Annotated in this window: 18 protein-coding genes and 1 pseudogene; 9 read left to right on the top strand and 10 right to left on the bottom strand. The window is 67.0% G+C overall.

Annotated elements, in window-relative coordinates:
• The first annotated feature begins 155 nt into the window (after nt 1–155).
• Nucleotides 156–1,016, top strand: a complete 861-nt coding sequence (locus ACNQQL_RS09240) for an FAS1-like dehydratase domain-containing protein (protein ID WP_347063929.1) — start codon at nt 156–158, stop codon at nt 1,014–1,016.
• An 87-nt stretch (nt 1,017–1,103) separates the two neighbouring features.
• Here the strand turns inward: ACNQQL_RS09240 and ACNQQL_RS09235 are convergent, their stop codons facing one another.
• The 3 genes from ACNQQL_RS09235 to ACNQQL_RS09225 all read right to left on the bottom strand — a co-directional run bounded on the left by ACNQQL_RS09235 (nt 1,104) and on the right by ACNQQL_RS09225 (nt 4,565).
• A complete protein-coding gene (locus tag ACNQQL_RS09235) occupies nt 1,104–2,804 on the bottom strand; it encodes a dihydroxyacetone kinase family protein (RefSeq protein ID WP_347063928.1) in 1,701 nt (566 codons plus the stop codon).
• Nucleotides 2,805–3,042: 238 nt separating this feature from the next.
• Complete coding sequence (locus tag ACNQQL_RS09230) at nt 3,043–4,200, bottom strand: sigma-54 interaction domain-containing protein (RefSeq protein WP_347063927.1); 1,158 nt, start codon at nt 4,198–4,200, stop codon at nt 3,043–3,045.
• The gene (locus ACNQQL_RS09225) at nt 4,197–4,565 is read right to left on the bottom strand and encodes a hypothetical protein (RefSeq protein ID WP_347063926.1); all 369 of its coding nucleotides are present in this window, start codon (nt 4,563–4,565) and stop codon (nt 4,197–4,199) included. The genes ACNQQL_RS09230 and ACNQQL_RS09225 overlap by 4 nt, the downstream gene beginning before the upstream one ends.
• 229 nt (nt 4,566–4,794) lie before the next feature.
• Here ACNQQL_RS09225 and msuE point away from each other — a divergent pair, with 229 nt between their 5' ends.
• Nucleotides 4,795–5,355: an FMN reductase gene (gene msuE, locus ACNQQL_RS09220; protein ID WP_072440639.1), complete on the top strand. Its 561-nt coding sequence runs from the start codon at nt 4,795–4,797 to the stop codon at nt 5,353–5,355.
• 35 nt (nt 5,356–5,390) lie between these two features.
• Complete coding sequence (gene sfnG, locus ACNQQL_RS09215) at nt 5,391–6,494, top strand: dimethylsulfone monooxygenase SfnG (RefSeq protein WP_347063925.1); 1,104 nt, start codon at nt 5,391–5,393, stop codon at nt 6,492–6,494.
• Between the two features lie 35 nt (nt 6,495–6,529).
• On the opposite strand, the gene ACNQQL_RS09210 is transcribed toward sfnG, so the two are convergent.
• Nucleotides 6,530–7,177 (bottom strand): LysE family translocator, encoded by a 648-nt coding sequence (locus tag ACNQQL_RS09210; protein ID WP_072440641.1) that lies wholly within the window; start codon nt 7,175–7,177, stop codon nt 6,530–6,532.
• A gap of 106 nt (nt 7,178–7,283) precedes the next feature.
• On the opposite strand from ACNQQL_RS09210, the gene ACNQQL_RS09205 reads away from it, so the two are divergent.
• Nucleotides 7,284–8,135 carry a LysR substrate-binding domain-containing protein gene (locus ACNQQL_RS09205; RefSeq protein WP_204420952.1) on the top strand — a complete coding sequence of 284 codons (852 nt, stop codon included), beginning with the start codon at nt 7,284–7,286 and terminating at the stop codon, nt 8,133–8,135.
• Nucleotides 8,136–8,157: 22 nt separating this feature from the next.
• On the opposite strand, the gene ACNQQL_RS09200 is transcribed toward ACNQQL_RS09205, so the two are convergent.
• Nucleotides 8,158–9,045, bottom strand: coding sequence for a LysR substrate-binding domain-containing protein (locus tag ACNQQL_RS09200; protein ID WP_347063924.1), 888 nt, complete (start codon nt 9,043–9,045; stop codon nt 8,158–8,160).
• Nucleotides 9,046–9,197: 152 nt separating this feature from the next.
• On the opposite strand from ACNQQL_RS09200, the gene ACNQQL_RS09195 reads away from it, so the two are divergent.
• The gene (locus ACNQQL_RS09195) at nt 9,198–12,248 is read left to right on the top strand and encodes an FAD-binding and (Fe-S)-binding domain-containing protein (RefSeq protein ID WP_347063923.1); all 3,051 of its coding nucleotides are present in this window, start codon (nt 9,198–9,200) and stop codon (nt 12,246–12,248) included.
• An 85-nt stretch (nt 12,249–12,333) separates the two neighbouring features.
• On the opposite strand, the gene ACNQQL_RS09190 is transcribed toward ACNQQL_RS09195, so the two are convergent.
• The 3 genes from ACNQQL_RS09190 to ACNQQL_RS09180 form a co-directional block, all read right to left on the bottom strand.
• Complete coding sequence (locus ACNQQL_RS09190) at nt 12,334–12,636, bottom strand: XRE family transcriptional regulator (protein ID WP_347063922.1); 303 nt, start codon at nt 12,634–12,636, stop codon at nt 12,334–12,336.
• Nucleotides 12,637–12,723: 87 nt separating this feature from the next.
• Nucleotides 12,724–13,878, bottom strand: coding sequence for a branched-chain amino acid ABC transporter substrate-binding protein (locus tag ACNQQL_RS09185; RefSeq protein WP_347063921.1), 1,155 nt, complete (start codon nt 13,876–13,878; stop codon nt 12,724–12,726).
• A 635-nt stretch (nt 13,879–14,513) separates the two neighbouring features.
• Nucleotides 14,514–15,413, bottom strand: coding sequence for a DMT family transporter (locus ACNQQL_RS09180; protein ID WP_347063920.1), 900 nt, complete (start codon nt 15,411–15,413; stop codon nt 14,514–14,516).
• Between the two features lie 57 nt (nt 15,414–15,470).
• Here ACNQQL_RS09180 and ACNQQL_RS09175 point away from each other — a divergent pair, with 57 nt between their 5' ends.
• The 4 genes from ACNQQL_RS09175 (at nt 15,471) to ACNQQL_RS09160 (ending at nt 18,588) form a co-directional block, all read left to right on the top strand.
• On the top strand, nt 15,471–16,457 hold the full coding sequence (locus tag ACNQQL_RS09175; RefSeq protein WP_347063919.1) for a LysR substrate-binding domain-containing protein: 987 nt from the start codon (nt 15,471–15,473) through the stop codon (nt 16,455–16,457).
• 169 nt (nt 16,458–16,626) lie between these two features.
• The gene (locus tag ACNQQL_RS09170) at nt 16,627–17,289 is read left to right on the top strand and encodes a nitroreductase (RefSeq protein ID WP_204420956.1); all 663 of its coding nucleotides are present in this window, start codon (nt 16,627–16,629) and stop codon (nt 17,287–17,289) included.
• Between the two features lie 112 nt (nt 17,290–17,401).
• Nucleotides 17,402–17,863 (top strand): sodium:proline symporter, encoded by a 462-nt coding sequence (locus tag ACNQQL_RS09165; RefSeq protein ID WP_347063918.1) that lies wholly within the window; start codon nt 17,402–17,404, stop codon nt 17,861–17,863.
• Between the two features lie 224 nt (nt 17,864–18,087).
• Nucleotides 18,088–18,588 carry a hypothetical protein gene (locus tag ACNQQL_RS09160; protein WP_347063917.1) on the top strand — a complete coding sequence of 167 codons (501 nt, stop codon included), beginning with the start codon at nt 18,088–18,090 and terminating at the stop codon, nt 18,586–18,588.
• 58 nt (nt 18,589–18,646) lie between these two features.
• On the opposite strand, the gene ACNQQL_RS09155 is transcribed toward ACNQQL_RS09160, so the two are convergent.
• Together ACNQQL_RS09155 and ACNQQL_RS09150 are read right to left on the bottom strand one after the other, a co-directional pair.
• Nucleotides 18,647–19,810: an acyltransferase gene (locus ACNQQL_RS09155; RefSeq protein WP_347063916.1), complete on the bottom strand. Its 1,164-nt coding sequence runs from the start codon at nt 19,808–19,810 to the stop codon at nt 18,647–18,649.
• 155 nt (nt 19,811–19,965) lie between these two features.
• A pseudogene (locus tag ACNQQL_RS09150) lies at nt 19,966–20,127 on the bottom strand (glutathione S-transferase); the annotation flags it as partial.
• Nucleotides 20,128–20,177 lie beyond the last annotated feature (50 nt).

Here is a 20,177-nt window from a genome sequence, read left to right as displayed (position 1 = left end):
GGGAGGCGCGTGGGGCAGGCGCGGCAACTATATCGAATAGTCGGACGAGATCCGTCGGGCAGGGCTGCGCGTCAGGAAAATGCGGAGCGAGGGTTCGCGAAACGGCGCGCGGCGTGCATATTAGGATCATTGCAACCGTATCGGAGACTTCACACGTGTCGACCTCATCTTCCCAGCCCGCCGACGCGGCGTCGATCGACGCGTGGCTCGGCAAGACCGAAACGCTCGACGACGACATCACCGCATTCCCGCTGAACGCGCTGGCCGCCACGCTCGACCGCCCGTCGCCCGGCGATGTCGTACCGCCGCTGTGGCACTGGCTCTACTTCCTGCCGGTCGCGCCGATGGCCGAAGTCGGCCCCGACGGCCACCCGAAGCGGGGCGGCTTCCTGCCGCCTGTGCCGCTGCCGCGCCGCATGTGGGCCGGCGGCCGCCTGACGTTTCACGCGCCGCTGCGCGCGGGGCGCAGCGCGACGCGCGAATCGACGATCGCGAACATCGAGGACAAGACGGGCCGCAGCGGCCGGCTCGTGTTCGTGACGGTGCAGCACCGGATCGAGTGCGACGGCGAGCTGTGCGTCGAGGAAGAGCACGACATCGTCTATCGCGACGCGCCGCAGCCGGGCGCGAGCGCGCCGAAGCCGATCGCGGCGCCCGCGGGCGAAACGTGGTCGCGCATCGTTACCGCCGACGCCGTGATGCTGTTCCGCTATTCGGCACTGACCTTCAACGGTCACCGCATCCACTACGACCGCAGCTATGTGACGCAGGAGGAAGGTTATCCGGGGCTCGTCGTGCACGGCCCGCTGATCGCGACGCTGCTCGTCGATCTCGTGCATCGCGAACGGCCCGACGCGACGCTCGCGAGCTTTGCGTTCCGCGCGGTGCGCCCGGCCTTCGACGGGCAGCCGTTCACGCTGTGCGGCAAGCCGTCGGACGACGGCGGGACGATCGAGCTGTGGGCGAAGGATCAGGATGGCTGGCTGACGATGCAGGCTACGGCGACCGTTGCATAGCGCACGCTCTGCGTTCCCTCCATTCATCGGCGACGCTGTTGCCCGGGCGGACGAGATAGCGCCCGGCGCGCCCGGGCGCGTTTGCGCTTACCGCACGTGCGGCTGCAACGCGCGCGCCCAGTACGACACCGCAACGGCCCCCCCATCCGGCGTGCCGATCGCGCGCTCGCCGAGATAGCTCGCACGCCCCGCGCGCGGCGTCATGCGCGCCGTTTCCTGCGCGCCGTGTTCGGCGGCCTCGACGGCCGCTGTCCAGGCGCTCGCGGGATCGCGATCGCCGTCGAGCGCTCGGTCGAATGCATCGGCGGCCGGCACCAGCGCATCGAGCATCGTCCGGTCGCCGGCGTGCGCGCCGCCGAGTTCGCTGATCGAATCCACCGCACCGCGGAACGCCGCGGCCCAGTCGCGTGCCGACGGCTCCGCGATATCGGCCAGCCGGCGCGACGCGCGCAGCAGCGCGGTCGCATAGAACGGTCCCGAACTGCCTGCAATGGCACGGCGCAACGCGGCGCCAAGCGCCGCGAGCGCACCGGCCGGCGTGCCGTACACGGCTTCGGGCAATTCGAGAATCGCCTGTGCGGCACGCAGCATGCTCGCGCCGAGATCGCCGTCGCCGGCCGCCGCATCGAGGTCGGTCAGCGTCTGCTCGTGATCGATCAGGGTCTGCGCGACCGCGTGCAGCGCCGGCTGCAGGCGCGCGGCCCATGCGCTGCCGGCCGCATCGAGCGGCGGCAGCGGCGCGTCGTGCGAGTCGGCCGCAGCCACGCGGATGTGCGCATTCACGGCACCGCCGCCCGGCCATGCACGCGCCTGCGTCGGCGCGTCGAGCAGCGCCGCGCGTTCTTCGTTCAGCCGCAGCACCGAGATCGAGCAGCCGGGCATGTTCAGCGCCGACAGGAAGGTGCCGGCCCACGCGCGCGCGACGACGATGCCGCGCCGGCTCAGGTTGTCGTACGCGGCGCGCAGCACGATCGCGAGTTCCATGTCCGGCGTCGCGCCGAGACCGTTGACGAACAGCGCGACGCGCTCGCCGCCGCCGAGCACGAGATCGGCGACGATGCTCGACAGCAGTGTGTCGACCAGCGCGTCGGCCGGCAGCGGCGCGCGGCGTTCGACACCTTTCTCGCCGTGGATGCCGAGGCCGAGCTCGATTTCGTGATCGGCGAGGCTGAAGCCCGACTTGTCGGCGCCCGGGATCGTGCAGCCGTCGAGCGCGACGCCCATCGTGCCGAGCTCGGCCGCCGCGTCGCGCGCGATTCCCGCGACGCGGGCGAGCGGCAGCCCGCGCGCGGCGGCCGCGCCGGCGAGCTTGTGGATCAGCACGGTGCCGGCGATCCCGCGCCGCTGGCCGCGCTCGACACGGCTGCGCAGCGACACGTCGTCGGCGACGATGACGGTCTCGACCGGAATGCCTTCCGCCCGCGCGAGTTCGGCGGCGAGCCCGAAATTGAGCCGGTCGCCCGTGTAGTTCTTCACGATCAGCAGCGCGCCGTTCGGGCCGGCGCTCGCGCGGATCGCGGCGAGCACGGCGTCGGTGGACGGCGACGTGAACACTTCGCCGCACACGGCCGCGCTCAGCATCCCTTCGCCGACGTAGCCGCCATGCGCGGGCTCGTGGCCGCTGCCGCCGCCGGAGAGGATCGCGACGGGCCGTTGCGCCGGCTCGGGCAGCGGCTGGCGGACGAGCACGAGCTCGTCGCCGAGGATCGCGAGATGCGGCGACTGCCGCGCGATGCCTTCCAGCATTTCTCGCACGACATCGGACGGGCGGTTCACAAGCTTCTTCATGGCGACGGTTCCTGACGGGTGAACGGGGCTCGGTCGGGCCCGCGCGGGCGCCGGACGGCTTTCGTGCAGCGGATGTTCGTGCGGGTGCCCTGTCGCAGGCAGGGTCGGCATCGCCGCCCGGATGCGGCGACGGGCGCGCGCTTCGCGCCACGATACATCAGGTCGGGACGTCGCTGCACGGATCGCGGGCGCGATCGTGCCGTGCCGGGGCGAGCGATGGTCCGCCCAGGGGACGCCGCTACTTCGCCGCCGCGATCTCCTTCGCGCGAATCAGCCGCGCGCGCAGCACGTTGCGGCTGATGCCGAGCAGCCGCGCCGCCTGGATCTGGTTGCGGTGGCTGAACTCGAACGCGACGCGCATCACGGTGTCCTCGATGCGTTCGAACAGGTTGCCGTGCCCGTCGTCGAACAGGTCGCGCAGCGCGCGTTCGAGCGCGTCCTGCGCGGCGGCGGACGAATCCGGCGCGCGCGCGGCGGCCGTCGGCATGCACGGCGATGCAATGTGCAGGTCGGTGTCCTGCAGCGAATCGTGGCGGCTTACGAGCAGCGCATGATGGATCACGTTCTCCAGTTCGCGGATATTGCCGGGCCAGCCGTGCGCCTCGAGCCTGCGCTCGGCGCGCGGATCGATGCTGCGCGGCCCGTAGCCGAGGCGGCTGCGGTAGTCGTCGAAGAAGTGGCGCGCGAGCGGCAGGATGTCGCCCGGCCGCTCGCGCAGCGTCGGCACCGCGAACTGCACGACGTTGAGCCGGTAGAACAGGTCGCCGCGAAAATGCCCGGTCGCGACCGCCTGCTGCAGGTCGACGTTGGTCGCGGCGACCACGCGCACGTCGATCGGCGTGCTCGTGCGCGAACCGAGCCGCACGACCTCGCGCTCCTGCAGCACGCGCAGCAGCTTGACCTGCATCGACAGCGGCAGGTCGCCGATCTCGTCGAGAAACAGCGTGCCGCCGTTCGCGGCTTCGAACCAGCCCGGTTTCGCGCTGAACGCGCCCGTAAACGCCCCTTTCTCGTGGCCGAACAGTTCGCTCTCGACCAGGGTTTCGGAGAACGCGCCGCAGTTCACGGCGACGAACGGCCCGTTGTTGCGGCGGCTGAGGCTGTGCACGTGGCGTGCGATCAGTTCCTTGCCGGTGCCCGTCTCGCCGACGATCAGCGCGTTCGCGTCGCTCGGTGCGACGAGGCGAATCCGTTCGAGCAGCGCGACCGAACGCGGATCGACGAACACCTGCGCGCGGGTGCGGATCGACGTCGCGAGCGCAGGCCGGTCGGGCAGCGTGAGGACGGGCGCGAGGCGTTCGGCTGTTTGCCGGGCGTCAGACGCGCCCGGTTCGTCGCGGGACGGCGTGACGACGCGCAGGTCGGCCGCGCGAGGCGATACGGAATGGGATGTCATGGCTGTGTAGGCATCGGGTCGCTGCACGGATCGGTCAGGCCACGATGGACATTGCTGCCCGGGTGCTGCGTATTCAGCAGAGTGTTCAACGTTTTGCGCCACGCGGGAAACATCGATTTCTGATAACCAATGCCGGATTGCTGCGCTGGACGCAGTTGCGCAATGCGATGTCGTTCGGTGAAGCGAATTGTGGCGCACGGACGTTGATAAAGCATCGATTTCGACACTGCTGCAGCGATGTGCCGCGTTGCGGCGGCGCGCGATCGCTGCGAACGGGTGCCGCGTGCGTTGCGGATTCCAAGCCGAAATGGAAAGACGCCCACGACATACACCGTGCTGCTGATCAGGAAGCAGCGAATCAGCACAGCTGTTTTCCGTGATTCATCTCGCTGCGGAATATGGTTGTGATGCGCCGGCTGGCACGCTTATCGACATGCGGCGATCGGCGAATATGCCGCGACAGGCCGTCGATCGCGACGCATTTCGTCATGCAGACGATCGCTTTTCATGGCGATCTCCGCATTGGCACGCTCCTTGCGGACCCATGACGTGACGGGTGCGTTGGCGCCCGACTCGACAATGGGAATGCAACCGATGAGCAATGCCATCAACGTGGTCGCGATATCGGGCGGCCTGCAACGGCCGTCGCGCACGCTGGCGCTGACCGACGCGATCGTCGCGGCGCTCGGCGTCGCGCTGCCGATCGATACGCGGCTGATCGAACTCGGCGAGATCGGCGGCCGGCTGGCCGGTGCACTGACACGCGCGCAGGTGCCCGCTGACCTCGAAGCGCGGATCCGCGCGATCGAGACGGCCGATGCGCTCGTCGTCGCGAGCCCCGTGTATCGCGCGTCATACACGGGCCTCTTCAAGCACCTGTTCGACCTCGTGCGTCACGACGCGCTCGTAGACGTGCCCGTGCTGCTCGCCGCCACCGGCGGCAGCGAGCGTCATGCGCTCGTGATCGATCATCAATTGCGGCCGCTGTTCAGCTTCTTCCAGGCGCGCACGCTGCCGATCGGCGTGTACGCATCCGAAAGCGATTTCGACCGATACGAAATCGCGAACCCGGCGCTGCGCGCGCGCATCGCGCTCGCCGTGGAACGCGCCGTGCCGCAACTGCGTCCGCATGCGCTTTCCGCCGCGGCTGCGTAGGCCGTTTCCGTTTCCCCTTCGACCAGGACACCTTCATGAGCCTTACCGACTCTTCCGCCGATGGCGTCAAATTCGCCTACTGGGTACCGAACGTCAGCGGCGGCCTCGTCGTCAGCACGATCGAGCAGCGCACCGACTGGAGCCTCGAATACAACCAGCAGCTCGCACGCACGGCCGAAGCGGCCGGTTTCGACTATGCGCTGAGCCAGATCCGCTTCACGGCCGGCTACGGCGCCGAATACCAGCACGAGTCGGTGTCGTTCAGCCAGGCGCTGCTGCATGCGACGACGAAGCTCAAGGTGCTCGCCGCGATCCTGCCGGGGCCGTGGCATCCGGCGGTGGTTGCGAAGCAGCTCGCGACGATCGATCACATCTCGAACGGACGCATCGCGATCAACGTCGTGAGCGGCTGGTTCAAGGGCGAATTCACCGCGATCGGCGAGCCGTGGCTCGAGCACGACGAGCGCTATCGGCGCTCGAAGGAATTCATTCAGGCGCTGAAGGGCATCTGGACGCAGGACAACTTCACGTTCAAGGGCGACTTCTACCGCTTCAACGACTACACGCTGAGCCCGAAACCCGTGCAGAAACCGCATCCGGAAATCTTCCAGGGCGGCAGCTCGCGCGCGGCGCGCGACAACGCGGCGAGCGTGTCCGACTGGTATTTCACGAACGGCAATACGCCGGAGAACCTGAAGGCGCAGATCGACGATATCCGCGCGAAGGCGGCCGCGAACAACCATCGCGTGCGCATCGGCGTCAACGCGTTCGTGATCGCGCGGGACACCGAGGAAGAGGCGCGGGCCGTGCTCGACGACATCGTCCGGCACGCGCACGTCGAAGCCGTGCATGCGTTCGGCGATGCGGTGAAAGAGGCCGGCAAGGCGTCGCCGGAAGGCGAGGGCAACTGGGCGAAATCCACGTTCGAGGATCTCGTGCAGTACAACGACGGCTTCCGCACGAACCTGATCGGCACGCCGCAGCAGATCGCGGAACGGATCGTCGCGCTGAAGGCGATCGGCGTCGATCTCGTGCTGGCCGGATTCCTGCATTTCATCGAGGAAGTCGAGTACTTCGGCCGGCGCGTGCTGCCGCTCGTGCGCGAACTAGAGGCGCAGCGGCAGGCGGTGGCCGCGTGATGGATGCGGGAGCCCGCGCTGCCCCAGCGCGGCACTCACGCCACGCCAGCCATCTTCGATGCATCGACAACCATCTGCACGCCGAGGCTGCCGAGGACGAGGCCCATTGCCCAGCGCTGCGCGAGCAGCAGCGTCGGGCGCCCGTGCAGGAATTTCGCGATGCTGCTCGAACAGATCGCCACCAGCCCGTTTGCCGATGCGAACGCGGCGATCAGCAGTGAACCGAGAAACAGCGACTGGCCGAACACGCTGCCTTGCCGGTAGTCGATGAACTGCGGCAGCAGCGACACGAACAGCATCGCGAGCTTCGGATTCAGCACGCTGGTCGTCGCGCCCATCGCCAGCAGCCGCAGCGGCTGCTCGTTCGGCAGCGCCCGCACCTCGAACGGCGAACGCCCGCCGGGCCTGACCGCCTGCCATGCGAGGTACAGCAGGTAGGCCGCACCGACCGCACCGAGCACGCTGCCCGCATAGGGCACGCTCATGAACAGCGTCGTGATGCCGAACGCGGCGCCGAACATGTAGAACAGGTAACCGATCATCACGCCGGCCAGCGAAATGAGCCCGGCCGCGCGCCCTTGCGCGATCGAGCGCGACATCACGTAGACCATGTTCGGCCCCGGTGTGACCGCGAGCATGCCGCCGATGACGAGAAATCCGTAGAGCGATCCGGACGTATGCATGTTTTCCGCTTCCTGCAACGAGTGCTGACGGGATTCATTGTCCGACCGTGGAGGCGAACAGTAAAACGGGATAAACTGAATCGATTGATCAGATTATCTGAATGAAATGAAGAAGCTCGACCTCGATGTGCTGGCGATGGTGGTGGCCGTCGCGGAATCCGGATCGTTCGCGCACGGCGCGCAGGCCGTGCATCGGTCGCCGTCGGCGGTGAGCATGCAGATCAAGGCGCTGGAAGACGCGCTCGGCAAGCCGCTTTTCATCCGCGACACGCGCAACGTGACGGCCACCGACGACGGCAGGACGCTCGCCGAATACGGGCGCCGGATGCTGGCGATGCGCGACGAGGCGTGGGCATCGGTCGTGCGCCCGGAGATCCGCGGCCGCGTGACGATCGGCGTGCCCGACGACTACATTTCGTCGCTGCTGCCGCAGGTGCTCGGCAAATTCGCGGCGATGCATCCGCGCGTGGAAGTGCGCGTGATCGGCCAGCCGAGCAGCGCGCTCGTGCCGATGCTGAAGGACAACACGGTCGACCTCGCGTGTCTCACGCGGATCAAGGGCGTGACGGGCGAGCTGATCCGGATGGAGCCGATCGTCTGGACCGGATCGCCGAAGCGGAACGTATGGGAAGAGCGGCCGCTGCCGGTGGCGTTTTTCACGCACGGCGGCAGCATGGCGCGCGATCACGCGATCAAGGCGCTGAACCGGCAGCGCATCCCGTTCCGGATGTCATACGAAAGCCCGAGCTACCTCGGGCTGCTCAGCATGGTCGAGGCCGGGCTCGCCGTCGCGCCGCTGGCGCGCTGCTGCATTCCCGATCACCTCGTCCAGCTTTCCGAGAGCCACGGGTTGCCGCCGCTGGGGGAACTCGAGGTCGTACTCGCGCGCAGCGCGCAGTCCGCGCGCCCGCCGTGCGACTACCTCGCCGAGCAGATTCTCGGCGAATGGCGCGCGTGACGGTCACGTTGCCGGCGGCATTTCAGCACGATTTCAGCAACCAATCGCGGAACGCGACGAGCGACGGCAGCGTCTCGTTTCCCGGCGGGTAGACGAGGTAATAGCCGCGCTGGCTCGTAATCGCGTCGCCGATCGACACGAGCTCGTCGCGGCTCAACTCGTCTTCCACCAGCACCTTCGGCACCAGCCCGATTCCCATCCCGGCCCGCACGGCCTGGATCAGGTGCGACGTCAGCTCGAAGCTCGGGCCGATACGCATCTGGCGATGATCGAGCCGATAGTGCGAGAACCACTCGGCCCACGCCTGCTGGTTGCTCGTCACGCCCAGCAGCGTCTGCTTTGCGGCCCAGGCCGGCGTGCGCGCGCCGGCCTTGCGGCTGCCCGCATCGGGGCTCGCGATCGCGATCAGGAACTCGTTGTACAGCCGATGCGCGTGCAAGCCGGGCCAGTCATCCGCGCCGACGGTGATGGCCGCGTCGAGGTCGTCGTTGAGGAAATCGATCGCGCCGATCCGCGAATGAAGGTGCACGGTCACGCCCGGATGCGCGGCGTAGAAGTCGTGCAGGTGCGGCAGCAGCCATTTCGAGCCGAACGTCGGCAAGGTCGCGAGCCGCAGCGTACCGGCGCCTGCCTGGTGGGACATGGCCTGCAGCGTCGCGCCGCGGATGCGCCCCAGTGCGCCGCTCAGCTCGACGAAGTAGCGGCGCCCGACTTCGGTCAACTTCACGGAGCGGCCTTCGCGCCGGAACAGCGGCACGCCGAGCTGATCCTCTAGCGTCTGGACCTGCCGGCTGATCGCGCTCTGGCTCCGCGACAGTTCCTCGGCTGCGCGCGTGTAGCTTTCGTGCCGCGCGGCTGCCTCGAACACGAGCAGCAGCGACATCGACGGGGTGAGGCGACGGTAATTCATGAGTTTTATTCAATATTCGCCGGGCGAGAATTCGTTTGTTTCTCGCGGAATTTACAAAGATACTGGAATTCCCGGTTGCATGGAAACTTGCTCAAAACTCATGTTTCGAAGCACGCGAGCACACCGGTTCACCCACCTTGCGCCTTTACCCCATGTCGATCGCCCCGTTGCCCCGTCCCGCCAGCCCGCCCGCGAACGCGTACCGTGACTTTCTCGCCGCGCTGCAGGCCGCCGGGTTCGCCGGGGAAATCCGCGCGGACCACGCGAACCGAACGGTGCAGGCCACCGACAACTCGATCTACCAGCGCCTGCCGCAAGCGGTGATCTGTCCCGCGCATGCCGACGACGTCCGGCTGGTGGCCCGGCTGCTCGCGGAACCCGCGCATCGCGATGTCGCGGTGGCCGCGCGCGGCGGCGGCACGGGCACCAACGGGCAGTCGCTGACCGACGGCGTGGTCGTCGACCTGTCGCGCAACATGAACCGGATCCTGGAAATCGACGTCGAGCAGCGCTGGGTGCGCGTGCAGGCGGGCGTCGTCAAGGATCAGCTCAATGCGGCGCTGAAGCCGCACGGGCTGTTTTTCGCGCCGGAGCTGTCGACGTCGAACCGTGCGACCGTCGGCGGGATGATCAACACCGACGCGAGCGGGCAGGGTAGCTGCACATACGGCAAGACGCGCGATCACGTGCTCGAGCTGGACTTCGTGCTGATGGGCGGCGAGCACCTGCACAGCGGCGCGCTTGCGGACGACGAACTGGAGCGCCGCTGTGCGCGGCAGGACCGTGTCGGCAAGGTCTACCGCACCGCGCGGCGCATCAGCGACGACAAGGCGGCGCTGATCGAAGCGAAGTTTCCGAAGCTCAATCGCTGCCTGACCGGCTATGACCTCGCACACCTGCGCGAACCCGACGGCCGCTTCAACCTGAACAGCGTGCTGTGCGGCGCCGAGGGTTCGCTCGGCTTCGTCGTCGAGGCGAAGCTCAACGTATTGCCGATTCCGAAGTATGCGGTGCTGGTCAATGTGCGCTATGCGGGCTTCATGGACGCGCTGCGCGATGCGCGCGCGCTGATCGAGCACAAGCCGCTGTCGATCGAGACGGTCGACTCGAAGGTGCTGATGCTCGCGATGAAGGACTTCGTGTGGAGCAGCGTGGCCGAGTATTTTCCGCAGGACGACGCTCGGCGCCCGACGCTCGGCATCAACCTGATCGAATTCAGCGGCGACGATGCTGACGACGTCGATACGCGCGTGCGCGCGTTTGTCGACCACCTGCATACCGATACGAGCGTGGAGCGCCTCGGCCATACGCTCGCGGCCGGCGACGATGCGGTGAAGCGCGTATATGCGATGCGCAAGCGCGCGGTCGGCCTGCTCGGCAACGTGCAGGGCGAGGCGCGTCCGCAGCCGTTCGTCGAGGACACCGCGGTGCCGCCCGAGAACCTCGCCGCGTATATCGCCGAATTCCGCGCGCTGCTCGACGGCCACGGGCTGCAGTACGGGATGTTCGGCCATGTCGACGCGGGCGTGCTGCACGTGCGTCCGGCGCTCGACATGAAGGATCCGCGGCAGGCCGCGCTGGTGCGGCCCGTGTCGGATGCGGTGGCCGAACTCACGCAGCGGCATGGCGGCCTGCTGTGGGGCGAGCACGGCAAGGGCGTGCGCTCCGAATATGCGCCGGCCTTTTTCGGCGAACTGTATCCGTCGCTGCAGCAACTGAAGGCCGCGTTCGATCCGCACAACCAGTTCAACCCGGGCAAGATCGCGACGCCGCCGGACCACGCGATGCGGCTGCTGAAGATCGACGAAGTACCGACGCGCGGCGACCACGACCGGCAGATCGACGAGCGCGTGTGGCAGAGCTACGGCACCGCGATGCACTGCAACGGCAACGGCGCGTGCTACAACTTCGATCCGGACGACGCGATGTGTCCGTCGTGGAAGGCGACGCGCGAACGCGTGCATTCTCCGAAGGGGCGCGCTTCGCTGATGCGCGAATGGTTGCGCCTGCAAGGACAGGCCGGCGTCGACGTCGTCGCGGCGGCGCGCGCGCGGCAGCCGTTCCTGAGCGGCGTTGCCGCCCGCTGGCGCAACAGCCGCGCCGCGCGCAGCGGCGCGGCCGATTTCTCGCACGAGGTGTACGACGCGATGGCCGGGTGCCTCGCCTGCAAGTCGTGCGCGGGACAGTGCCCGGTCAAGGTCAACGTGCCCGAGTTCCGTTCGCGTTTTCTCGAGCTGTATCACCGTCGTTATCGGCGGCCGCTGCGCGACTACCTGATCGGCTCGCTCGAATTCACGATGCCGTGGATGGCGCGGGTGCCCGCGCTGTACAACGGGCTGATGCGCGCGGGGTGGGTGCGCACGCTGCTGGAACGTCGGGTCGGCGTGGTCGACAGCCCGCTGCTGAGCCGCTTCGATCTCGCGGCCGTGATCCGGCAATGGCGCGTGAAGCCGGCCGACCCGCATGCGCTCGCGGCGCTGAGCGACGCGCAGCGCGCGCGCAGCGTCGTCATCGTGCAGGACACGTTCACGCGCTATTTCGATACCGAGCAACTGGCGACGCTGATCGAGCTGGCGGCGCGCGTGGGTTTTCAGGTGTGGCTCGCACCGCTCGCGCCGAACGGCAAGGCGCTGCATGTGCAGGGCTTTCTGCGAGCGTTCGAGAAGGCGGCGATCCGCAATGCCGCGCAGCTTGCCGCGCTCGCGCAGTCGGGCGTCGCGCTGGTCGGCCTCGATCCGGCGATGACGCTCACGTATCGGCAGGAATACCTGAAGGTGACGGGGCTCACCGATGTGCCGAAGGTCGCGCTGCCGCAGGAATGGCTGCTGCAGGCGCTGCCTGAAGCCGGCGCGGACGGCATGTTCGGTACATACCGGCTGCTGCCGCACTGTACCGAGAAGACCAATGCGCCCGACAGCGGCAAGCAATGGGCGCAGGTGTTCGCGCGGCGCGGGCTGCGTTTGCAGGTTCAGGCGACCGGGTGCTGCGGGATGTCCGGTACGTATGGGCACGAGGCGCGCAACCTGCAGACGTCGAAGACGATCTATTCGCAGTCGTGGGCGGCGCACGTCGATGCGCCGGAGGACCAAGGAGAGGCGCTGGCGACCGGGTATTCATGTCGCAGCCAGGTGAAGCGCATGTCGTCGACGCAGTTGCGTCATCCGTTGCAGGCGCTGCTCGATCACGTTCGTGCGGCGGGGTGACGATCGGGCGGTGCGTGCTGCATTGCCCGTGTGACGGCGTCGCGCGGCAATCTCAGTGCCGCCATCGACACATGCGAAAGGGTAGTCAGGAATTGGCTTTCGCGGCCTTCCGCGCATGCGGCTTGTCGGCCGCGGGAAACGTGCCGACGCCGCGCGGCCGTTTCGGTTCGATCCGCATTTGCCGGATCACGCGCCGGAAGTCGATCTCGTGCGCGGCCAGCGCGCCGATCAGCTTCGCGATGACCGCGAGGTGGGAGGGCACCGTGCCCTTGCTCGAATAGTTCGTGATCGAGCTTTCGTTCATCCGGATCAGACGCGCGAACTCGCGCGACGTCAGTTGCGCTTTTCTCAACTCCTGCTGAAATTCGGTATACGCCATTGCACACATGTTGCTTCGTCTCCGTGTTTCAGAAATCGGCCCGCGCGGCGCCGGCGCCGACGGGTGGCGTTCCCGTCGTGCCGGCACACTGGCGGGTTACATCTTGACCTGGTCGAGGAAGGTCTTCTTGCCGGTCTTGTAGCCGTAGATCGAGATGATCCCGTGCGTCAGGTCGCCCTTCGCGTCGAACGTCGTCGTGCCGATTACGCCGTCGTACTTCGTCGCCGGCATCGCCGCGAGGATCTTCGCCGGGTCCGTCGAGTTCGCGCGCTTCATCGCGTCGACGGCGATGTAGACCGCGTCGTACGCGAACGGCGCATCGAACTTGATGCCCTGGTTGAAGCGCTTTTCGTACTTCGCGACGAACTTCGCGCCGCCCGGCATCGTCTCGAGCGCCGCGCCGGCCTGCGAGCACAGCACGTTGTCGGCTGCCGGGCCGGCCAACTGGGCCAGCGAGTCGGTGCACACGCCGTCGCCGGACAGGATCTTCGCGCGCAGGCCGAGCTGCTTCGCCTGCTTCGCGAGCGGGCCGCCGGTGGCGTCCATGCCGCCGTACATGATCGCGTCGGGGTTCTCGCCCTTGATCTTCGTGAGAATCGCGCGGAAGTCGACCGCCTTGTCGTTGGTCGCATCGTGCGACAGCACCTTCAGGCCGAGCGCCTTCGCCTTCTTCTCGAACTCGTTCGCGAGGCCCTGGCCGTATGCGGTCGAATCGTCGATCACCGCCACGCTCTTCACGCCCTTCGACTGCGCGTAGCTCGCGAGCGCCGGGCCCTGCTGCGCGTCGGTCGCGACGACGCGGTAGGTCGTCTTGAAGCCTTGCTGCGTGTAGGTCGGGTTCGTGGCCGACGGCGAGATCTGCACGATGCCGGCATCGCTGTAGATCTTCGATGCCGGGATCGACGTGCCCGAGTTCAGGTGGCCGATGACGGCGACGACCTTGTCGTCGACGAGCTTCTGCGCGACCTGCGTCGCCTGGCGCGGGTCGGCCGCGTCATCCTGCGCGTCGAGCTGCAGCGTGACCTTCTTGCCGCCGATCGTCAGCCCCTTCGCGTTGATTTCCTCGACCGCGAGGCGCGCGCCGTTCTCGTTGTCCTTGCCGAGGTGCGAAATGCCGCCCGTCGTCGGTTCGACGCTGCCGATCTTCACGACCTGGTCGGCCATCGCGGTCGACGCGGCCGCGAATGCGGCGGCGGCCAGTGCAACGGTGATCAGGGGTTTGCAGCGCATGCCGACAGTGCTTCGTTCCATCTGCCATCTCCGAATTGAATGTCTTTCTTCGACGTCTCGACCAGCCGGCTGCGGGCCGGGGCGATCGGACGAGTCTCCATACCCATCATGGGCTTCACTTGCATCGCGCCCGGCCGTGTGACGGGCCGCCCGGGCCAGCGGGCGGGCTATCGCCCGGCGCCATGCAATTCGTATGAATATATCCGAAGCCGATTTTGCGCGCTGCAGCGAACCGTGTGACGGGGCGGGCACGGCCCGATTCGATGCCCGGATTTCGAAGGTTCCGGATGCCGGGAAATCGCGCGACGTGGCTGGCCAGGCTGCGGTTCGCTGTCGATGGCCTTACGGTCGCATCCATTATTCGGCCGGTTGCAGGGGTGAAGCCATGGACACTGATACCCGGTCAGTCAGGAACTGTTCGGTCGATTTGTCTGCACAGTTTGGGCACTCGCAAGCGCGCACCCGGATTCGTGGAAAAGCTTCATCGAGCGAGATACCTCCCACATGCAACTAACGGTCAAGTCCGACAGTGCCGACGAATTGGCGCGGGGCGACTGCGCGGACAATGCATCCGGCTTCGCAGATGTCGGGGCTCGCCTGGACCGCCACGCTTTCGGATCGTCGGGGCGGCGTTGTCATCCGGTGCAACCGCGATCCTACGAACGTCCGCGCAATGCGACGAAGACCACGCCTGCAATCGCCAGCAGGCCGCCGCACAGCGTTTCGATGCCCGGCCGTTCGCCCGTCAGCACCATCGACAGGGCTGTCGCAACCGCTGGCGTAAGATAGAGGAAGTTGGCGGCGCACGCCGCACCGAAGTAGCCGAGGGCGAAGGTCCAGGTCGCGTAACCGAGTGCGGCCGGAAATATGCCGAGGATCAATACCGCCAGCGTCGTGTCGTGTGACGCGCCGCCGAGCGAGGCGAGCGCGCCGGGCAGCCAGGGCGTGAGCAGCAGCGCGCCGGCCAGCAGCGTGTACGCGGCACAGGGCAGTGCGCCGTACACGGGAATCAGCCGCCGCTGCAATACGAAATAGCTGGCCGAACACAGGGCCGCGCCGAGAATCAGCGTGCTCCCCGAACCGAGGACAAGCCCGTCCGGCTGCCCATGCGCGATCACCGCAATGCCGGCCAGACTGACCAGCGAACCGAGCCATCCGCGGAGATTGAATCGTTCGCCGAGAAACACGGCGGCAAGCAGCGCCGTGAAGATCGGCAGCGTGTTCACGATGAAACTCGCCGCGCCGGCCGATACGGTTTGCTCGCCGGTATTGAGCAGTGCGTTATAGAGTGCGATGCCGAGAAAACCGCAGGCCAGGAAGCGCAACGCGTCGCGTTTCGCGGGCCTCGTAGGCCGCCGCCACGCAAGCCACGCGATCACGAGCAACGCGGCGGTGGCAAAGCGCGCCGCCGCGAGTTGCAGCGGCGTGAGGCCGTGCAGGCCGATCCGGATGAACGGGAATGCGGAGGCCCACGACACGATCGTGAACGCGACCGCGCCTGCCGCGACCAGCGGTTGCCGCGCGCCGCGCGACGACGGTGAGGAAAGGGTATTCATGCGGCAATGGTGCGATGTTGCGAGATGTTAAGCTAGCGCACAGATCAACATCCGGATATGACCATGGCTCACAGCTCGGTTCGGCGGCGAGCCGATAGTCCGGCGCGTGCGCGTCAGGTTTCGGATGCACTGCCGGTTGCAGCGTCGGCGCCTGGCCCGCGGCCGCCGCTTGCCAGCCTGGAGACCGTCTGCACGGTGGCACGTCAGGGTTCGTTCCTGGCGGCCGCCGACGTTTCCGGCGTGACGCACGGCGCGATCAGCCGGCGGGTGGCCGCCGTGGAAAACTGGCTGGGCATGGCGCTGTTCGAACGTCATGCGCGTGGCGTGCGCCTGACGCCGGACGGGCAGCGCTTCGTCGGCCGGATCGAACAGGCGTTCGCGATCATCGACAGCGCGGCCGACCAGTGGCGCTCGCCGCGTACGCCGCGACTGGTCAGGATGAGCGTGGTGCCGGCATTCGCGCAGCTCTGGCTGTTCGAGCGGCAGCATGCGCTCGAGAGCGAGGCCCCCGCGTTGCGCATCGAACTCGGCATCGAGCTTCGCAACGTGGATATCGCCGGCGGCGAAGCGGATCTGTCGATTCGGTATGGGCGCGGCAACTGGCGTCAGCTCGAAACCCGCGCGTTCATGCCGGAGCGGCTTTATCCGGTCGCGCATCCGCGGCTCGCCGCGCAACTGGCGAAGGCGCGCCGCCGGCACGGCGATGCCGCGCTGCTCGAGATGCCGCTGCTGCACGATTCCGACGTGACCGGATGGCGCACCTGGTTCGACGCGCTGGGCATTCCGTTCAAGCCGCGTGCGCAGGATCGCCGCTTCGAGGATTACAACCTGGTGCTGGCGGCAGCCGAAGCAGGGCTCGGCGTGGCGCTGGCGCGGACGCCGCTCGCGGACGCGTATCTGAAGCGCAGCGAGCTCGTTCGGGTGAGCCGCCACGAGGTCGATTCGCTGCTCACGTACCACTTCGTGCATGCGAAGGGGGAGAGTCGGCCCGAGGTGCTCGCGTTGATGGAGCGGATGCGGGCGGCGTTGGCGGAGCAGGGTTAGGTGGTGGGGGCGAGGGGGCCTGCTTCGGCGGCGCGCTCGGGGCCCGTGCCTGGATACATGGAGATGGGCCGCGGGATCGTCGACAGTGCGACCGCGGAAACGATGAGGTTGGAGAGATGAACGCAAATCGAGAAATTTTGCAGCCGTTCGGATACACGGGAGGTACACGATGAACAGACCAGACAAGTCGTCGAAAGCGCGTGCGGCGCTTGATCAGCTGTTCTCGGGCATGGCGCCCGCGGACGCGAAGAGTGCGTCACGTCCGGGCAATCCGTTCGAAGCGGCGGGAGACGAGGTGTCCACCGACGCCGACGGCCGGGTCGAAGTGACGCTGTCGACCAGAATCCAGTTGCGCGGCTATCCGGGCGCGGACGCGTTCATGAAGCGCATGGCCGAAGCGTGGGGCCTCGAGTGGGGGACGTACGACAGCGTTCAGGCCATCGCGAAGCTGCCTGCCGGATGGCGTTCGCGCCGGCTTCCGGAAGTCACGCAGATCGTCGACGGACACGATGTGCTGCGCGCGGAGAGCAGCCTGCAGGGCGGCGAGATGTCGTATCTGAAAGTGAACCCGCGGTACTACATTGACGCACGCAAGGGGTTCGGCTGGGGAAAGTCGTCGAAGGCGTCCGACGATCCGGATCTCGACGGCCCCGACTGGAACTGCTTCGTGATCGATCGGGAAAAGTCCATCGAAGTGCACGAATTGACGACCTCGTCGTTGAAAGCCGATATGGACAATGCCCGCGCGACATTGCTGAAATGGCTTGACGAACACTATCCCAAACATCGCGATCCGTTTGCGTACTGGACGGACTGCGAAGGAGCGTCCTGACTTTGCGTGGCCGCCCGGTTCGGTATCGCGGGCACACGCTGCCCGATCGGAATCGGAGCGAACGGGGCGCACGCCGCTTCGATGCATCGGCCGGTCGTGATGGGGGCGCCAATTGAAACAAACCAGTCCGGTCCCGATTCTCTGGGCAGCGTTTGGCGCGGCTGTCGGGTCGACCGTCATCGAGCTGCTGCTCTGGTCGATCGCCGGCGATGACGCCGTTCGGAACCTGCTTCGCGACGCGCGCCTGACGGCAGCGATCGTGATGGGGCGCGGCGTGCTCGGTTCGTCCACCGGCTTCGATCCGCTGGTCATGGGTGTCGCGACACTCGTGCATGCTGTTCTGTCGCTTGCCTATGCAGCCGTGCTGGCGAAGGTGGTGCGGAACATGTCGCTCGGGGCCGCGCTTCTCGCAGGCGGCGCGTTCGGGCTCATCCTGTACGGCGTCAACCTGCACGCCTTCACGGCGATCTTCCCGTGGTTCATCCCGGTTCGCGGCGCGATCACGCTGGTGGCCCATCTGGTATTCGGGGTGACGGCAGCGGTTGTCTACCACGTCGTCAAACGCCTGGTTTGACGCCGACCGCCGCAACGATTGCCGACGGCTCCCGCTTCCGTCATTCGCATCCCGACCCCTGGAATAACCGGGCGTGCTGCTTCGTTTAGCCGTCAGGAGACCCGATACGAAGCGGTGGCCCGTTACCGCCGCGCGATGAATCTTGCGCAAGCAATCCAGCGTGCCGGGCGCCGCCCGTGACGCCGGCGGTCAAGTGGTCGGGGGCAACAATGCAGGAGCCGATCATGGGCAACATGTTTCGATTCGGGATAGGCATGGTCTGTCTTGGCCTTTCCGCGCCCGTCCTTGCGCAAATGGACGACGAATTACCGGACTACGGCACAAACTGCCGCGCGGTCGTCGCGCAAGCGGACATCGACGGCACGGAACAGCAAATCGTGGGGCGTGCGTGCCTGCAAAGCGATGGCACATGGCGGATCGTGCAAAGTGACGACGGCAGCGTGCTGTGGTACCCGGCCGCGGCCTATCCGTATCCCGACCCGTGGTACTGGGGGCCGCCGCTTTTCATCGGCGCGGGCGTGAGCTTCATCTTCGTCGATCGTTTCCGTCATTTCCACCATTTCGATCACGTCGATCACTTCAACCGGATGGATCATCGCCACTTCGGCATGCCGGTGGGGTCGGGCTTTCACCGTGGCCCGTTCATCGGCGGCGGGGGCCACGGGTTCGGCGGCATGCATCGATTCGGTGGCATGAGCGGAGGTGGCGGGATGCGGCGGCATTAGGCCGGCGTTTCCGGCGGGATCCCGCGTCCTGTTGTGCACGCGTCGCGAATGTCTGCCTTTACAGGATCGACTCGAGCTTCGGCAATCGAAGCAGGAGGCCGGCAATCAGATAACACGCGACGCAAGCGACGCAGCCGGTCACGGCGAACTTCAGGAGCGGGGCCGCCGGCACGTTTCTCCACGCGAGGGCGACTGCCACCAGCACGGGCGGATGGATGATGTAAATGGTGTACGCGCGTCGCGACAGTGGCCGCCACACGCTCGTCAGTCGATCGAAACGTCGCTGAAAATATCCAGCGAGAAACAGTATCGTTCCCCACGCAACCAGCGGTTCCCAAAATGCGTAGACAACCGCTTGCGGACGGCCGCGCAATTCGGGAACGTGCTTCGCGAGCAGGTAGGCGAGCGGCAAGACAGGTAGCGCCAGCAGCGCGACGCGCCACCACCGGCCGACCTGTCGCGCCGGCAGATGCTCGATCCAGTGCACGCGGGCGGTCCGGATACCGGCTGCGTACAACACGACATAGCTGGCGAAGTACCCGAGCTGAAGCCCCCATACATTGACACCTACCGGCCATCGGGACCGCAACGCCAGTGCCGCGCTGCCCGTCAGCAATGCCGCGGCGGCCAGGGTCCTGTCGGACGGAAAGGGTTGCCGGACCGTATGGCCCGTGTCGCGATCCGCGGTGCGCGGGAAGGCGATGCGCCAGAGCGCTGCAGCCGCACTGAAAATCAGCAACGTCTCGGCGAACCACATGGGACCGTTCTCGAACGTGCCTTTCCGCCACAGGCGGGCCAACGTATCGGCAAACGGATGGCCCGCGCCCGACCGTGCAAGTGCGATCGTCGCGGGGCCGATCAGAAAGCCGTACACCAGCAAAGGCAGGCCAAGCCTGAGAAACCGGTCCGCCAGGAAACGGGCGGCGCCCTTGCGATCGATGGACCCCGACGTGTAGTAACCCGCCAGCAAAAAGAACAGGCCCATGAAGAACGCCTGGTTGATCGCACAGAACAGCGTCAGCAGCGCGGATTCCACGGATGGGCCCGCTGCCACCTCGTGGTAGTACCACCCGCCGATCGCGCCGTACGTGATCGCGCAGTGGTGAAATACCACCAGTAACGTCAGGCAGGCCCGCAACGCGTCCAGACCGGCGTTTCGATGTACGGCAACCGCCTTGTCCGGCTCGAACGCGAAGTCGGCCGGGACGTCTTGAGCGCTCATCACATTGCCTGTGTGGTTGGTCCGCGATGACCCGTACCGGGACGAGAATCGTCGCGGCGATGCGCATGCATCCGGTGGGCGTACCGGTCGGAAAATACGCCGTTGTTCTTACAACCTTCCAACAAGCGGCTCCAATGCCTGCCCGCCACCTGGTAATCGAGCCGCCCGCGCAGTTCGTCGAACGGAATCATCACGTGCGTGCGATACGCGGGCCGCGCCTTCAGCCGTTCGTACCACGCCTCTCCGTGCGGGATACTCGGCCGCGCGACGTCGAGTTCGAAATAGCGATACAGATGCGTGCCGGCTGCGATGTCAGCGTAAATGGCGCAGGCGCGCACCATGGTGCGCGCCTGCGTGGTTCGCGCGA

The organism is Burkholderia sp. LFS061 (assembly GCF_047978125.1).
In the GTDB taxonomy this organism is placed as follows: domain Bacteria; phylum Pseudomonadota; class Gammaproteobacteria; order Burkholderiales; family Burkholderiaceae; genus Burkholderia; species Burkholderia pyrrocinia_C.
This window is presented reverse-complemented; position numbering and strand designations above follow the sequence as displayed.

Excerpts from the sequence above, each read along its gene's own strand:
- ACNQQL_RS09235 (WP_347063928.1), bottom strand. The coding sequence starts at position 2,804 with ATGAAGAAGCTTGTGAACCGCCCGTCCGATGTCGTGCGAGAAATGCTG.
- ACNQQL_RS09230 (WP_347063927.1), bottom strand. The coding sequence starts at position 4,200 with ATGACATCCCATTCCGTATCGCCTCGCGCGGCCGACCTGCGCGTCGTC.
- msuE (WP_072440639.1), top strand. The coding sequence starts at position 4,795 with ATGAGCAATGCCATCAACGTGGTCGCGATATCGGGCGGCCTGCAACGG.
- sfnG (WP_347063925.1), top strand. The coding sequence starts at position 5,391 with ATGAGCCTTACCGACTCTTCCGCCGATGGCGTCAAATTCGCCTACTGG.
- ACNQQL_RS09210 (WP_072440641.1), bottom strand. The coding sequence starts at position 7,177 with ATGCATACGTCCGGATCGCTCTACGGATTTCTCGTCATCGGCGGCATG.
- ACNQQL_RS09205 (WP_204420952.1), top strand. The coding sequence starts at position 7,284 with ATGAAGAAGCTCGACCTCGATGTGCTGGCGATGGTGGTGGCCGTCGCG.
- ACNQQL_RS09200 (WP_347063924.1), bottom strand. The coding sequence starts at position 9,045 with ATGAATTACCGTCGCCTCACCCCGTCGATGTCGCTGCTGCTCGTGTTC.
- ACNQQL_RS09195 (WP_347063923.1), top strand. The coding sequence starts at position 9,198 with ATGTCGATCGCCCCGTTGCCCCGTCCCGCCAGCCCGCCCGCGAACGCG.
- ACNQQL_RS09190 (WP_347063922.1), bottom strand. The coding sequence starts at position 12,636 with ATGTGTGCAATGGCGTATACCGAATTTCAGCAGGAGTTGAGAAAAGCG.
- ACNQQL_RS09185 (WP_347063921.1), bottom strand. The coding sequence starts at position 13,878 with ATGGAACGAAGCACTGTCGGCATGCGCTGCAAACCCCTGATCACCGTT.
- ACNQQL_RS09180 (WP_347063920.1), bottom strand. The coding sequence starts at position 15,413 with ATGAATACCCTTTCCTCACCGTCGTCGCGCGGCGCGCGGCAACCGCTG.
- ACNQQL_RS09175 (WP_347063919.1), top strand. The coding sequence starts at position 15,471 with ATGACCATGGCTCACAGCTCGGTTCGGCGGCGAGCCGATAGTCCGGCG.
- ACNQQL_RS09170 (WP_204420956.1), top strand. The coding sequence starts at position 16,627 with ATGAACAGACCAGACAAGTCGTCGAAAGCGCGTGCGGCGCTTGATCAG.
- ACNQQL_RS09160 (WP_347063917.1), top strand. The coding sequence starts at position 18,088 with ATGGGCAACATGTTTCGATTCGGGATAGGCATGGTCTGTCTTGGCCTT.
- ACNQQL_RS09155 (WP_347063916.1), bottom strand. The coding sequence starts at position 19,810 with ATGAGCGCTCAAGACGTCCCGGCCGACTTCGCGTTCGAGCCGGACAAG.